The organism is Streptomyces sp. NPDC057854, assembly GCF_042797055.1.
Lineage (GTDB): Bacteria > Actinomycetota > Actinomycetes > Streptomycetales > Streptomycetaceae > Streptomyces.
Genome location: NZ_JBHVMF010000011.1, coordinates 31,300 through 45,436, shown reverse-complemented (window position 1 = coordinate 45,436; position 14,137 = coordinate 31,300). Strand labels below are relative to the sequence as shown.

11 protein-coding genes and 3 pseudogenes are annotated in these 14,137 nt (G+C 70.7%); 12 read left to right on the top strand and 2 right to left on the bottom strand.

Annotated features, from left to right (window positions below):
* Window positions 1-208: 208 nt before the first annotated feature.
* On the top strand, window positions 209-574 hold the full coding sequence (locus ACFVQZ_RS17600; protein WP_051787990.1) for a hypothetical protein: 366 nt from the start codon (window positions 209-211) through the stop codon (window positions 572-574).
* 1,158 nt (window positions 575-1,732) lie between these two features.
* On the opposite strand, the gene ACFVQZ_RS17595 is transcribed toward ACFVQZ_RS17600, so the two are convergent.
* Window positions 1,733-2,107 carry a VOC family protein gene (locus tag ACFVQZ_RS17595; protein WP_383623873.1) on the bottom strand — a complete coding sequence of 125 codons (375 nt, stop codon included), beginning with the start codon at window positions 2,105-2,107 and terminating at the stop codon, window positions 1,733-1,735.
* A 464-nt stretch (window positions 2,108-2,571) separates the two neighbouring features.
* On the opposite strand from ACFVQZ_RS17595, the gene ACFVQZ_RS17590 reads away from it, so the two are divergent.
* The 3 genes and pseudogenes from ACFVQZ_RS17590 to ACFVQZ_RS17580 all read left to right on the top strand — a co-directional run.
* Window positions 2,572-3,237: a hypothetical protein gene (locus tag ACFVQZ_RS17590; protein WP_383623484.1), complete on the top strand. Its 666-nt coding sequence runs from the start codon at window positions 2,572-2,574 to the stop codon at window positions 3,235-3,237.
* A gap of 331 nt (window positions 3,238-3,568) precedes the next feature.
* Window positions 3,569-3,772, top strand: a complete 204-nt coding sequence (locus tag ACFVQZ_RS17585) for an EF-hand domain-containing protein (RefSeq protein ID WP_030495772.1) — start codon at window positions 3,569-3,571, stop codon at window positions 3,770-3,772.
* A gap of 346 nt (window positions 3,773-4,118) precedes the next feature.
* Window positions 4,119-4,418: pseudogene (locus ACFVQZ_RS17580) on the top strand (transposase); the annotation flags it as partial.
* 24 nt (window positions 4,419-4,442) lie between these two features.
* Here the strand turns inward: ACFVQZ_RS17580 and ACFVQZ_RS17575 are convergent.
* Window positions 4,443-4,892, bottom strand: a complete 450-nt coding sequence (locus tag ACFVQZ_RS17575; RefSeq protein ID WP_030495773.1) for a hypothetical protein — start codon at window positions 4,890-4,892, stop codon at window positions 4,443-4,445.
* 1,119 nt (window positions 4,893-6,011) lie between these two features.
* Between ACFVQZ_RS17575 and ACFVQZ_RS17570 the strand changes: the two are divergent.
* From ACFVQZ_RS17570 to ACFVQZ_RS17535, 8 genes and pseudogenes are all read left to right on the top strand, one after another.
* Window positions 6,012-6,794, top strand: a pseudogene (locus ACFVQZ_RS17570) (Tat pathway signal sequence domain protein); the annotation flags it as partial.
* On the top strand, window positions 6,777-7,712 hold the full coding sequence (locus tag ACFVQZ_RS17565; protein WP_383623870.1) for a discoidin domain-containing protein: 936 nt from the start codon (window positions 6,777-6,779) through the stop codon (window positions 7,710-7,712). The pseudogene ACFVQZ_RS17570 and the gene ACFVQZ_RS17565, both read left to right, overlap by 18 nt.
* Before the next feature lie 503 nt (window positions 7,713-8,215).
* Window positions 8,216-8,308, top strand: a pseudogene (locus tag ACFVQZ_RS17560) (hypothetical protein); the annotation flags it as partial.
* Entirely contained in the window at window positions 8,289-8,888 is a 600-nt protein-coding gene (locus ACFVQZ_RS17555; RefSeq protein ID WP_383623867.1) for a SpoIIE family protein phosphatase, read from the top strand. The pseudogene ACFVQZ_RS17560 and the gene ACFVQZ_RS17555, both read left to right, overlap by 20 nt.
* Window positions 8,889-9,163: 275 nt before the next feature.
* Entirely contained in the window at window positions 9,164-10,357 is a 1,194-nt protein-coding gene (locus ACFVQZ_RS17550) for a PP2C family protein-serine/threonine phosphatase (protein ID WP_383623479.1), read from the top strand.
* 581 nt (window positions 10,358-10,938) lie between these two features.
* Window positions 10,939-11,595, top strand: a complete 657-nt coding sequence (locus tag ACFVQZ_RS17545; protein ID WP_383623476.1) for a hydrolase — start codon at window positions 10,939-10,941, stop codon at window positions 11,593-11,595.
* Between the two features lie 240 nt (window positions 11,596-11,835).
* On the top strand, window positions 11,836-12,819 hold the full coding sequence (locus tag ACFVQZ_RS17540; RefSeq protein ID WP_383623473.1) for an alpha/beta hydrolase: 984 nt from the start codon (window positions 11,836-11,838) through the stop codon (window positions 12,817-12,819).
* 135 nt (window positions 12,820-12,954) lie between these two features.
* Complete coding sequence (locus ACFVQZ_RS17535; RefSeq protein WP_383623470.1) at window positions 12,955-13,887, top strand: NADP-dependent oxidoreductase; 933 nt, start codon at window positions 12,955-12,957, stop codon at window positions 13,885-13,887.
* The last annotated feature ends 250 nt before the right edge of the window (window positions 13,888-14,137 follow it).

Sequence of the window (14,137 nt, the reverse complement as noted above, 5' to 3'; positions counted from 1 at the left end):
GAGACCCCCCACGGGACACGCCCGGGCCGACTCCGCGGGGCAGATCCCCGCACGGCTCGTCCACGGGTGAGACGCGCGGGGATCGCCCCGGGGTGAGCCCCCAGGTCGACATAACAATTGAACATGTTCAATAATGAGGGCCGGTGGGCCCGCGTCCCGAACACGGGGCGCGGGCCCACCGTGCATCCGGCACCCGCGAGGAGAACCCATGAACTCCGGCCCCACCCCGTCCACCGGCCCATCCACCGGCCGCAAGCGCCGCACCGGATGCGTCCTCGCGATCGGCTACACCGGCCTGGTCGCGGTCGCCGGACTCGTCCGCGCCTTCGCCGGAGCCCGGCCCGACGGCTTCCTCGACCTCCTGCACCTGTCGACCTTCCCCGGCTCGGTCCTGGTCACCGTCGGGCTCCTGTACCCGCTCGCGCTCCTCGACCCGGAGACCGACCCGGACCCGGACGCCACCGGCAACCCCTTCGCCTCCGCCGCCCTCGTCACCGCCGGCGCGGCCGTCAACGTCCTTCTGGTGTACGGCGCGGTCCGCCTGACCCGAAGCCTGCGCCGCCCCCACCACTGACCACCCCGGCCCCCCGGGCACACGCGCCGGCCGGACGTCGCGAGGACGCGCACCCCGGGAGGTGTCTTCAAATGATCACCGTTGGTGGATCGTGGTGGCGTGATACGTCGCCATGACTGTCCGATGCCGAGTGGGGAGTTCGTCCGCCCGCCTCGTCCGCGACGGGCGGGGCCGTCCGCTCGCCTGCGAGCAGGGCGGTGCCCTCGCGGACAGGGTGATCGGAGGAGGCATGGCAGCGGTCGGCGCCCACCGTGCTTGCCATACCGTCTGGGTCGACCAGACCAACTCCTCGTCGCCAGGGACCAGAGAGGGGCCTGAGAGGGGGCGGATCGCGGCGGCGGACGTATTCCGGGCCCCGCCCGACGTACTGGCGCAGGCGGGACACCCCGCGAACTGACCACGGGCGTGGCGCTCACCGAGTGATGGCGGTCCCATGACGTGTGAAGGGACACGGACCGCCTGTCCGAGACGCTGGGGATCTACCCTGGCACCGACGCACACTCGAACAACGACCCGCCCGACTTGACGAGTTGCGCGCCTGAGGCGTCCATCAGGTTCACGGACCGCTCACCATGGACCAGGCGAACGCCCGCAGAGGAAGTCCCGTCACGGCGGCGGTTCCGCCACGGCCGCGCGTTCGCCGCCCGCTTCTGCTCGCGCGGTGGAGCGGTCGACTACTACCGCACGATCGAGGTTCCGGTCGCCCGAGGCGCGTAGGACCGGCCCTCTGTACCGGTCCTACGCCTGTCCCGGCTGCCAGGCCTCCTCGACGCCGAAATGGGATGGCCGAGAGCCTCCTGACCGGTCATCCTGACCCGGAAACCGAGCCGACGTCATCGTGGCCCGTGAGAACGGCACGCATGGGTTCTACCGGACCGGCTGGGCGGTCGGAACCGACCTTGGACCTGCTGGAACGGCCGGCACTTCCCGGACTCCGCCAGGGGACGAGCCCGTGGCCCGGGGCTGGGTACCGCTCGACCTCGGCCGCAAGGCGCTTCTACCCTTCCCCCGGGAGGGCCCAGCACTGAGGCCGTCCCCGCGCGGCCGCGCTCAAGCTGATCCGAGCTGCTGGCCGGGTTCGGAATCCGCTGGTTGGACGACGGCTCGGCCGAACCGCGTCTGGCCGGGTACAAGGTCTGGGTACCCGGCCGGACACCGTTACAGGTACTGGCGGGTGATGAGCTCGATCAGGTGGCCGGCGGGGTCCTTGAAGTACACGCCGCGGCCGCCGTGCTCGTTGTTGATCTCGCGCGGGCGCCGCATCTGCGGATCGGCCCAGTGCTCGACGCCGCGATCACGCAGACGCGCGTAGGCTCGGTCGAACGCTGCGTCGTCCAGCAGGAACGCGTAGTGCTGCATCTGGATCTCCATCGGGGGCTCCGCGAACTGCAGCAGCACACCGTCGGGGAGCTGGATGTTCGTGAACGGGCCCCAGGACGGCGCTTCTGGGATCTCCAAGAGCTCGCGGTAGAAGCGAGCCGATTCGCGGCGGTCTTTCGCCGCGATGATGGTGTGGTTGAACGTGACTGTCATGAGGATGGCCTCGCTGTCGCTCGACACGGCGGAAATGGGGCTCAAGGTGCGCGAGCGCTGGAGGTCCGCGTGCCGAACGGGGGTGCCTGCTTAGCACCCGCCGAGCGATCAGCCGCCCACCGGGTGGCCAATCCGTGTATGGCGCAGTGCCGGTCCGGTGTTCACGACAACAACCCTACACGCGGGGCGCGGTGCGCATAGCCGGTTCCTCTCACCGGACGCCCAGGAGCAGGGCCCGTCCCGCCGCTGGGAAGAAGACCCCGGACGGCGGACGGCCTCCCGCGGCCGGCACTCCTGCACCGCCCTCGACAACCGTCGCCCCCGCCCGGCCCCCCGCGCCGACCTACTCGCTGCCTTCACCAGCTGACGCGCCTGCGATACCGGCCTCGGTACTGGTGGGCTCGCGCGCGTGACAGCCCTGGGGAGGATTCAGGGGTGTCAGAGGCATCCGGTTGGATGAGCACGTGACTGTCCATGACGTGGCCCGTCGGCTGCCTTCGACCGCTGACCTGCGGAACCTGTGCCGCTCACTGGCGATGCTCGACGCGATCCTGAGCCCGGACCGGGAAGGCCGATACCACTCCTTGAACTCCGTCTGGGCCGACGGCGAGGAGATGGCCTCGATGCGCAACGGGTCGGGAGACGAGTACTCCATCGTGTTCTCGGCAGCCGGAGCGTACGTCCGCGGCTTCGACCACGAAGCACCGATGAGCCCGTACGGCAACGATGGCGAGCCCTGGCCGGGAGTGATCGACGAGGTTCCGGAGGTCTTCAAGCCTTTCGTCGACGAGCCGGCGTTCAGCGACGAGGACGACGTCCCCGTCGTGACGGCCTGCCTGTGGCGGGAGGCGACGGATGATCGGTGGCGGCACGGAGTGATCGACTTCCCCACCGGGAGTTCCGACCCCGACGGGGCAACGGGCCTGTTCGAGCTCCTGGTCGACCGCTCGCCCGAAGCCTTCCGGCGCTTCGCCGAGGACTACTACGAGGTTCCCGTGGACCTGCAAGCGGTGCGTGACGTGTACGCCTTGCGACCACTGAGCCAGAAGCTCGTGTCATCGCTGAACGCGGAGGTCACTCTCGCAGACCTGGCCGAGGACATCACCGAGATCGGCTACCCGCAGGACTGATGGGTGGTTCCGCGCTTGCCGTGGCACAGGAGCGCGCGCTGGCAGCGCGGACCAGGCCGAGGCCGACGCCATCAAGGTCTATGCCGACGCCCCATGCGGCCGCCAGGCCGGCCATGACACCCCCGCCCGTGGTTCCTGCTCCCGGTGCGCGGGTCCGCGCCGGCGTCCTTCGGTCTCGACAGGCCCGCGTGTTGTTCGGAGTGCGGTGGCCCGAGGCGATGGTCACCGAGGCGGTCCCGCCCGAAGGCTTGGCCGTCAGCGTGCCCTCGACGGTATGGCAGGGTGGTGGGACGTGGGCCTCCGAGGCCCGTGGACATGAGAGAGGTATACCGTGAACGAGGCCGAACTCAGGGCGCTGTTTGACGAGATCGACAGGGACGGCGACGGACGGATCAACGTCGTCGAGTTGGCGGAGGGCTTCAAGGCCGAGGGCGCCCATGGGCACCTCGCGGAAGAGGTCAAGAAGGCCATGGCGGCCGACGCGAACCACGACGGGGTCCTCGACTTCGACGAGTTCCGCACCCTGCTGAAGTAGCGTCAGGCCGGACGACGCGGGCGCCTGGGTTCTGCTCCAGGCGCCCCGTGCGCTGGGTTCCCCGTGGCCACCGGCGCGTCGGGCAGGCCCTGAAGTCGCCCGGCACCCCTCCACCGCGGCGTCGACGGTCCGGGGGGCCGCGGCCCTACCACCAGCAGACCCGGACCCGTACTGCCGGTCAACTGTTCGCCGCCTTGACGTCCTGGCTGTGCGCGCCGTTTCACGAGACTCGCCATGGTCCTGGTCCCCGTCGAGCCAGCGGCCTCAGTCCACCGCCACCAGCAGCATCCGGTCCGCCTGCGGCAGGCACCACGGACGGCCGCCGCCCGGACCGCTCCGCCCCAGCCGCAAGCGCCATATCGTGGTGGACACCCTCGGCCTGCTCCTGGCCGTCCGCGTCACCGCGGCGAGCGTTTCCGACAACGTCGGCGGCTTGCACCTGATGCCCCACATCGCCGCCACCCGCCTGTGACCAAGGCATGGGCCGGCACCGGCTACCTTCGGCGGGCTCACGCACCACCGCCGGCTCGCCCGTGTCTACGAAGCTCACCCCCACCGCTCCGAAGCCATGATCCATATCGTCATGATCGACCTCATAAGCCGGAGACTCACCCGCGAATCCACTCCGAACTTGCGCGACACCTGATGCGCAACCTGGCCGCGCGCCGCGTCACTTCTGGGTGTGGGTGCTCTCGTGGGCGGCAGTCTCGTCCAGTGCATGTGGCACGACCACGATCTGTACGTCGTCCTCGTAAATGACCCTCCCCGGGTCTGCGGAACGCACAGCCCGACAGTCGACGCCGTGCGCGGACAGGATCTCCAGGTAACCGGAGACGCGAGCGAGGAGATGAATGGCAGACGGCTTGAACCATGCCGCCGCGCCGGGATTGATCTCATCGTCGTAGACGTGGGGGTCAACGGTCGAGGGGTCGGTGTACGCGGCGTCGTACCAACTGTTGTTACGGCGGCGGAAGTTCTCCTGCTCGTCCGAGAGCTTTCCCTCCCTCGCCAGATTATTGACGAGCCCGAAAACGCCGGTGAAGTGGCCTCGGCTGTTCCGGTGAGGCGATTGGAACCGTACGTACTGGACGGCTTCGCTGTCGCTATCGATCATCCCCATCAGTACATCCTGCCACTGCGCCTCTCATGGTCCAATAGCGTCCCGCATTGGGGGTGTAAACGCATAAGAAGGAATGAAACGCTCTTTGAGGTGCGCGTGTGCGGTCGGAACGACTGCCGTGGCTTGTCAGGTCGGTCGGTCTTCACCAGCGTCCATCCGCTCGTAAGCGATCCGCTGCCGGGATGGGGCCACAGGTTGCCCGCGCGGCGAGCGGCGCACTTTCCGGCTCCGCCGGCCGCCGTCGCGCTGTACCCGCTGGTGTTGCCGATCGGCAGATGGACAACCTCGCTCGCGCCGACCGCTCCAGGGCTACCTGAAGTCGGGCAGCCGACCCACGCGGAGGACTTCCACGATCCCGAACCGCCCGCCGCGCTCCCGACGAATCCAAGTGGACGATCGCCGCATCGTCGCTCGGGAAGGTCGTCAGTGTGTCACCTGTGGGTGGTGTAGAAGGATGCGTCCAAGCAGGGCACGGCCGATTGGTGCCGGTCCGGTCATGGGGATGCCGGCCGTGCCGTGTGCCGCGTACCGTGTGCCGTGTGCCGTGTGCCGTGTGCCGTGTGCCGTGTGCCGTGTGCCGTGTGCCGCGTGCCGCGTGCCGCGTGCCGCGTGCCCCGCGCCCGGCGCGTCACGTCCCGGGCGCAGAGCTCGGGGCGTACGCGTCGGCGAGCCGGGCAGGTCCACGGCAGGTCCGGGCGTAGACCGTCGAGAGCCGTGGAACGCGGCTTCCGACCGGATGGTGCGGCCGTTCGCCAGTTCGCCCGCGGGCCCGTCTCGCCGCTCGCCCGGGCGCCCGCTCGCTGCTCCAGGACCCGGTCGAGGCGGACGTCCCTCACGTGCGCCACCGGGGGCATGAACCCGCGTGTTCCCGCAAGGACTTCTGCGGGCGACGCGCGCTCGCCCGGGCGGTACGCGTCGCGATCCACGGCTGTGGGCGGAGCGACGAGGGGACCGAGGAGACTCTCCTGCCTGCCTCCGGTCCGAAGTCATCCCGGGATGGTGGGCCGACGTCGGACGGGGGCGGTCCTCGCCGGGCGTTGTTTGTTAGGAAGTTTTACTGACACTCACTTCCTGCGGCAGTATGCCGCGTACCTGACAATCTCACTCGAGGGGTGACGCATGAAGCACCGCCGCGCGCTGCCGGTCCTGCTGGCCGCGCTCCTGCTGGCCTTGCTCGGGCCGCTGCTCTCCTCAGGGCCCGCCGGAGCCGCGCCCGTCTGGACGCTCCGATGGTCTCCCGCTCCGGGAGTCCAGGGTCTCGACGCCTTCGAGACCATCGAGGACGACCGGGCGGACTCGCACCCCGCGGGCGGGCCGCACATCAAGGTCGCCGGCGACGCCTATCGATTCGACATGCATGTGGTCGACCGGGACACGTCAACCGACCGGCAGCGGCACGAGGTCACCGGCAACCGGACCTCGTCCTCCGCCTACCTCCAGTGGAAGCTCGGCGAGACCTGGCGGGTGACGTACTCGATGTACATCCCCACCTCGCTGGTGGCCACCACGAGCTTCACCCACATCATGCAGACCAAGCAGCCCGGCACCGGCAGCTCCCCGATCACGGTGACCTCGCTGCGCCGGGTGAACGGCGTGCAGACCATCGAGCACAAGGTGATCGCCGGGGACGTCCTGGTCGGCAGGACCAACCTGGAGCCCCTCCAGAACAAGTGGATCGACATCGAGTACGAGATCAAGATCGGCGATGGCGCGGCCGGCTCGGTGCGATGGGTGGTCAAGAACGGCGCCACCACCGTCGTCGACGCGACCAAGACCGGAGTCGACACCTTCCTCGCCGACCGGGTCCGACCCAAGTGGGGCATCTACCGCTCACTCGGCGACACCTCCAACTCCCTGCGCGACACCTACCTGCTGCTCCGCAACATGCGCGCCTACCAGCTCACCGGCGGCACCCCCGGCCCCGACACCCAGCCGCCGACCGTCCCAGTCGGACTGCGGGCGACCGGCACCACAGCCGACAGCGCCTCGCTGGCCTGGAACGCGGCCACCGACGACGTCGGCGTGACCGGTTACGAGGTCTACCGCGGCACCACCCTCACCGCCACCGTCTCCGGCACGACCTACACCGACACCGGCCTCGCCGCCGCCACCCCGTACAGCTACACCGTCAGGGCGAGGGACGCCGCCGGCAACCGCTCGGCCGCGTCCACACCCCTCACCGTCACCACCGCCCAGGCGCCCGGCACCGTGACCCTGCTCTCCCAGGGCCGGCCGACCACGGCCTCCTCCACCGAGGGCCCAGGCTTCGAGCCCGCTCTTGCCGTCGACGGCCAGAGCGCCACCCGCTGGGCCTCCGCCGAAGGCTCCGATCCCCAATGGATCCGCGTCGACCTCGGCGCCGCCGCCGCGCTGTCACGGGTCCGCCTCGACTGGGAGGCCGCGTACGCCTCCGCCTACCGGATCCAGTCCTCCGCCGACGGCGCCACCTGGACCGACCTCGCCACCGTCACGGGAGGCGACGGCGGCACCGACGACATCGCGGTGACGGGCGACGCGCGCTATGTCCGCGTCTACGGCACTCAGCGGGCCACTCCGTACGGCTACTCGCTCTACGAGCTGAAGGTCTACGGCACCACCGGCTCCCCGAGCCCGACGCCGGCCCCGACGCAGACGCCATCTCCGACACCGACCCCGACTTCGTCCAGCAGTTGGCAGGCAGGTGTCGCCTACGCCGTGGGAGACCAGGTCACCTACAACGGGAACGGCTACCGCTGCCTGCAGGCCCACACCTCGCAGCAGGGCTGGGAGCCTTCCACAAGCCCCGCGCTGTGGGAACGGTCCTCGCGACCCTCCGCGTGAACCGGATCCGTGCGGGCCGGTGGCGCCCCGGATTCCGGCCGGTGCACCGCGCTGTGCCCGCTATGGCCGACGGCGGCACCGCTGTCCTCCTCATCAGAGAAGGACAGCGGTGCCGCGGCCTCCAATGAGCGCGTCATCCGGTTCGTTCGCCGAACCGGTCAGGCCGCGTGGCGGCCCGGTCCGGGCCGTCAGCGCTGTCCTCGTCGACATCACCGACGACACCGTCGCCCGGTCCCTGGCGGCGGCTGCCGGTGAGGAGGCCCGCCACCGGCGCGCCGGGCCGAGGCGCTCGGCGAGGTCGCCGAGTCCCTCCGCGTGGCCGTTCTGCCCCGTTCCCCGGGCGGGCTCGCCTCCTCCGGCATCGACACCGCTGTTGTCCACCGTCCCGACTCCACCGGTTCCGGGGCGGGCGGTGACTGGCCAAGGCCCGCAGACTCCTCGGCGGGCGGCTCCTGCCCGCCCTCGGTGACGCCCGAGGCCACGGCCTGGAGGCCGTCACCTTCATGGCCAAGCTCCGGTACGCCCTGGCCGGCCTCCACCGACGTTCCCGTCGAACAACTCCCCACTGGCTCGACCATATGGCCTGCGGCGACGGCATCGAGTCCTCAGCCACCGCCGTCATCGCCCGCTACCACGCCGAGCGCGAGGTATTCCGCCGGAACTGCGCGGCCGCCCCTCCCGGTACCCCTCCGAGACGGCCGCGCCTCACTCCTTCCTCCGCTTCCCGGAGGCCCCGGACTCATCCTCGGCGTCCTCCCCGACCAGCCCTGCGCCGCCGCGGAGACGCCACTGGCGAAGGGCGACACCGTCCTGCTCCACTCCGACGGCCTGACCGAACGGTGGGACTCCGACCCCGACGCCGCCCGGCTCCTCGACGTCGGGGAGACGCCACACCCCACGCATCACGCCGTGCTGGCGTCAGCCTCTTCGAGTGGGCCGGGCGGGAGGATCTGCTCAGGACGCCCATGCTCCGGGACCTGTGACTGGCTGACACATCGTTGGTTCGACCAGCACCGCCAGAATGCCTCGATCCGGGTTGGTGAGCAGGTGGTAACGGCCGACGCCCCTCGTGGATCACGTCCTGCTCCTGCTCTCCCTCAGCAGGCTCATCCCGTCGGCGTGCCCTTGCGGAGGGCATGGTCGGCTCCGCCCAGGGGCAGGGCTGCTCGCCGATGAGGTCGTGTCCGGCCGATCAGGGTCCCCGTTGTCGAGGCATGGCGGGATCTGCACCTCGGCGTGGTTGCCCCGTCGACCGAAGCGCCGCCGCCCGCGGGACTGCGGCGAACCTGTCCCGGAGGTCTCGCGACGTGAAGGCGCTTCCGGGCTTCACCGCGAGCGACGAGATCGGTGGATGTCTTTCTTCCGACGTGTGTCGGGGTTGCCGACAAGGTCCGCGTGGTGATTGTTTCGGCCGAACGAGAAGGAGAGCCCGCAACCCCTTGGAGGCTGACGTGGCTGGTGACCGGATGGGGCTGGAGCAGGTGCTGGCGGCTGCCGAGGCCGCTGCTCCGGTGAACTCGCTGGACGTGGTGGCGCGCAATCTACGACAGCGATTCGGCGCCCGGTATGTGTCGTTCCTGTTCGTCGACGTCGTCGGCCGACGCCTGCTGCGGGTCCACGACACCGCCACTCAGCAGCAGGAGAACCGCGCCGAGCAGGTTCCCCTGGCCGGCAGCGGCGTCTACGACGAGGTCCTGCGCAGCCAGCGCCTGCTCCGGGCACCGGACGGCCCGGGAGGGCAGCGGGTCCTCGCCCCGGTCACCAACCGCGGCGACGCCATCGGCGTCCTGGAACTCTTCCTCGCCGACGCCACTCAGGACGTGCTGGAGCAGATCCAGGAGGCAGCGCACGCGCTGGCGTACGTCATCGTCACCGACCGGCGCTTCACCGACCTCTACCACTGGGGCAACCGCATTACGGACGTGAGCCTGTCCGCCGAGATCCAGCGCCAGCTCCTCCCCATCGCCTCCGCCTGCGAAGCTCCCCAGTTCACCCTCGCCGGTGCCCTGGTCCCCGCTTCGGACATCGCCGGCGACACATACGACTACAGTCTCGACGCCCACACCCTGCACCTGTCGATCACCGACGCGATGGGCCACGACGTCAGCGCATCTTTGATGGCCACCCTCCTGGTCAACGCTTCCCGCGGCGCCCGCCGCGCCGGCGAAGACCTCGCCGAACAGGCCCGCCAAGTCCACCGGGCGCTCCTCGACCACGGCCGGGACACCATCGCCACCGGCCAGCTCCTGCGCATCGCCCTCGACGGCACCGGCGCCCAGCTCGTCAACGCCGGCCACCCCTGGCCGCTGCGGTTGCGGGACGGCGCAGTCAGCGAACTGAGCCTGACCGTGAACCTGCCCTTCGGCGTCGTCATCCAAGACGCCTACCAGGTCCAACCCCTCGACCTGCGACCCGGTGACCGCCTGCTGCTCCACACGGACGGCATGCAGGAACGGGACGCCCAAAGCGTGGACCTGCCGGACCTCCTGCGCAAGACCGCCGCCGACCATCCCCGCGAAGTGGTGCGCACTCTGGTCAGCTCGGTCAGCGATGCCTATGACGGCCGTCCGCCCCGGGACGACGCCACTGTCCTGTGCCTGGACTGGCACGGTCCCACCCCGGCCCGCAGCACCATGAGCCTGTAGCCATGCCGGCCGGGCTTGTGCCCGTCGTTGGACAACCCACCGACCTGCCTCACCGCTCAGGCCGGGGCACGCCGGGAACCGGCAGGCTGGAGGCGTGAGCTCCTGGTGGGCGGTCCGAGTTCGCGTGGACGGGGTGCGGAGCCGTTGACCTGGGCCACGCGTTCCCGGTGGGTGGCTCGGGCGGCTCGAAGGCCCTCGCTGCGTTCGGCGAGGCGGGTCGGGGTGGTGGCGACGGAGAGCCAGTGCACCCGGTGCGGTCGTGGACGGCCGTGGACCTGGTGCGGAGCGTGCTTCGCAGGAGACCGCAGCCGGCTGTCGGGAAGGGGGCGGAGGGGGCGCTCAGGTCGCGGTCGGTGGCCACGGCGAGGAGGAGTTCGCCGCGGCGCACGGACCGTTCGGTGTCGACTTCGGCTCGGGAGCGGGAGTCCCCCACCTGCCTACCGTCGCAGCGGAAACCGTTGCAGAACTAGGCAACGGCTGTAGGCGATCATCACCGATGCCGAGGCGGCCGGCCGCGTGAGAACTTCGGTTCAGCGGCGGAAAGCGAGCGCCGTGACCGATACGGACACCGGAGAGACTTCATGGCAGCCACCAACGGCATCACCTACACCGGCCTCGACGCCCTGCTCACCCCCGAGAGGTCGGTGCTGCTGCTGATCGACCACCAGGGTGCCCAGTTCGCGGGAATGGGCAGCGCGGACACCAACCTGGTGGTCAACAATGTCACCGCCCTGGCGAAGGGCGCCAAGCTGTTCGACGTGCCGACCATCCTGACCACCGTGGTGCAGGACCGCGGCGGTCGCATCATCGGCCAGTTGCAGGACGTCTTCCCCGACCAGGAGTCGATCGACCGTACCGCGATCAACACCTGGGAAGACCAGCGCGTCGTGGACGCCGTCGCCGCGACCGGTCGCAAGGACCTCGTCATGGCCGGCCTGTGGACAGACATCTGCCTGGCCTGGCCCGCCGTCCACGCCATCGCCGACGGCTACCGGGTCTTCGCCGTGACGGACGCCTCGGGCGCCACGACGACAGAGGCCCACGAGCGCGGCGTACAGCGCATGATCCAGGCCGGTGTCGTCCCCACCTGCGCCGGCACCGTCATATCGGAGTGGCAGCGGGACTGGGCCCGTGAGAAGACGGTCCCGGGCATCACCGACATCATGCTCCAGCACGGTGGCAGCTTCGGCACGAGCCTCGCCTGGGAACTCCAGCTCCTCGGACTCGACCAGGCGTGACACCGGCTCCCCCCCCCCGGGGCCCGGGGAGCGGCTTCCTCCGTCGGTCCATCGGTCCACACGACGCCCGGACATGAGGACGGGCCGGCCTGCGGCGGTGACCTGGCGTCCCGCCGCCGGTCCGGTCCGGTCGCGCCCGACCACGACCCCGCTCGCCCGGGGCCCGGAAGCCGCACCCTGTTTTCCCTCTTCACCCCCACGTCCCCCCTCTTCATCCCCACGATCGAGCAGGAGTTCGTCATGACTCCCGAGAGCAGCGCCGGACCACCGCCCCCGTTCGACCCGGAACTGGCCGAAGCGCTCGGGCCTCTTTTCGCGATCATGCCGCCCACGGTCCTGCCCGGCATGATCCCGGCCCTACGACGGTCCCTTGCCTCGACCAGACCGTCCGACGAGGACCTGCGCCGTGGCGGTGCCGTCGAGTTCGAGGAGCGCACCGTGCCCGGTCCGGCCGGTGCGCCTGGTGTCCCGCTGCTGATCTGCCGCCCGGCCGGGGCAACGGTCCCGCTGCCGGCGGTCTACTTCACCCACGGCGGTGGGATGGTCCTCGGCGACAACCGCACCCTCCTGGCCGAGATGCTGGACTGGGTGGAGGACCTGCGCCTGGTCCTCGTCTCGGTCGAGTACCGGCTGGCGCCTGAACACCGTTACCCCGCGGCACTGGAGGACGTCCACGCGGGCTTGCTGTGGACCATCCGGCACGCCCGTGCAATGGGAATCGACCCCGGCCGGCTCGTGGTCGCCGGTGCCAGCGCGGGTGGCGGGCTCACCGCCGCCCTGTCCCTTCTCCTGCGCGACCGAGGCGACCCGCAGCCGGCGGGACAACTACTCGTCTGCCCCATGCTCGACGACCGCGACGACACCCCGTCAGGCCGCCAGATGGCCGGCAAAGGAGTGTGGGACCGCACATCGAACAACACCGGCTGGGGCGCTCTGCTCGGGGACCTGCGCGGCGGTCCCGACGTCCCCCCGTACGCGGCGCCGGCGCGGGCGGCGGATCTGTCCGGGCTGCCACCGGCCTTCATCGACGCCGGCTCGGCCGAGACGTTCCGCGACGAGGCCGTCACCTACGCGACCCGGATCTGGCGGGCCGGCGGGCAGGCGGAACTCCACGTCTGGCCGGGCGCCTTCCACGGCTTCGACGCCCTTGCACCGCAGGCCACGCTGTCCGGTGAGGCAAGGGCGGCCCGGGTGCGCTGGCTGCACCGCACCCTGCCCCTGTGACGCGAAGGGCCCCTCGCGGCACGCCTCCGCACCCACGGGCCAACGGGCCGCGCCGACCGGCGCGGCCCGCACCACACCGGACGACCATCCCACTCACCGATCCCGCGCCCACGACGGGCGACCGAGGAGAACACAGTGAAAGCACTCGTCGCGCACACGTACGGACCTCTGGAAAGTGTGGAGTTCACCGAACTGCCCAACCCCGAGCCGGGCCCTGGCCGGCTCCTGGTACGGATGGAGGCGGCCGCCCTCAACGCCGTCGACCACGTGCTGATCACCGGAGAGGCACGGGGAGCACTGCCCGTGCGCCACCCGTTCGTCCCGGGCGTCGACGTCAGCGGTGTGATCGAGGCCGTGGGCCCCGGTGTCACCGGCTTCAGCACCGGCGAGTCCGTCATCGCCTGGAACGGCGTCCGTTCCGGAGCACTGGCCGAGTACACGCTGGTGAACGCCACCGCCGCGGCGGCCGTACGTCCCGCCGGCCTCACGGCGGCACAAGGTGCCGCACTCCCGACCGCGGCCCTGACCGCGGCGGCGCTCCTGGACCTCGCCGGGGCCGACACCGGCGACACCGTGCTCGTGGTGGGGGCCAGCGGGGGAGTGGGTTCCTACCTCGTGCAGCTCGCAGACCGGGCGGGGCTCGTCGTCCTCGCCACCGGGCGCAACGACGACCAGGAGTTCCTGGCCGGCCTGGGAGCCAGCTACCCCATCGACTACCAGCACTCGGACATCGCCCAGGAGGCGCTGCGACTGGTACCGGGCGGAGTCGATGTCGTCTTCGACCTGGCGAACGCCGGGCCCGCGCTGGCGAGGTCCGCGGCGGCGGTACGCAAGGGCGGCCGCTTGGTCTCACCGCTGCGCGGACCGGCCGCCTTCGAACGCGGCGTCACCGCCGTCTACGGCGGGACCACCACCCCGGAGGGCAGGCTTGCCTCGCTGGCAGCGCTGGCGGCCACCGGTGAACTCCGCCCCACCATCGGTGCCGACTACCCCTTCGCCGAAGCCCGTCGCGCGCTGACCGACTTCGCCACCAAACACATCCGAGGAAAGGTGACCGTCACCTTCTGACCCCGGGTGACGCGCGGAACCGGCGGGACCGGACGGTGTGCGCATCGACCGGTCCCATTCCCCTCCCCGAACCCCTGTGGCACGCCCCCCGCCGCGACCGGCACGACGACACCGGCACCGCCCGCGCAACTCCCTCGTTGACGGCCCATCAGGCATGTCATAGGCTCGTGATCAGGGGGTATCACCGCTGTCCGAGACAGTGCCGTGTGGCTTCGGCGGCCGTCCCGGGCAAGCCCGACGCCCCCGCCCC

Bases quoted from the DNA above. Each gene is read 5' to 3' on its own strand.
- ACFVQZ_RS17600 (WP_051787990.1), top strand. From the start codon at position 209: ATGAACTCCGGCCCCACCCCGTCCACCGGCCCATCCACCGGCCGCAAG.
- ACFVQZ_RS17595 (WP_383623873.1), bottom strand. From the start codon at position 2,107: ATGACAGTCACGTTCAACCACACCATCATCGCGGCGAAAGACCGCCGC.
- ACFVQZ_RS17575 (WP_030495773.1), bottom strand. From the start codon at position 4,892: ATGGGGATGATCGATAGCGACAGCGAAGCCGTCCAGTACGTACGGTTC.
- ACFVQZ_RS17565 (WP_383623870.1), top strand. From the start codon at position 6,777: ATGCGCGCCTACCAGCTCACCGGCGGCACCCCCGGCCCCGACACCCAG.
- ACFVQZ_RS17545 (WP_383623476.1), top strand. From the start codon at position 10,939: ATGGCAGCCACCAACGGCATCACCTACACCGGCCTCGACGCCCTGCTC.
- ACFVQZ_RS17540 (WP_383623473.1), top strand. From the start codon at position 11,836: ATGACTCCCGAGAGCAGCGCCGGACCACCGCCCCCGTTCGACCCGGAA.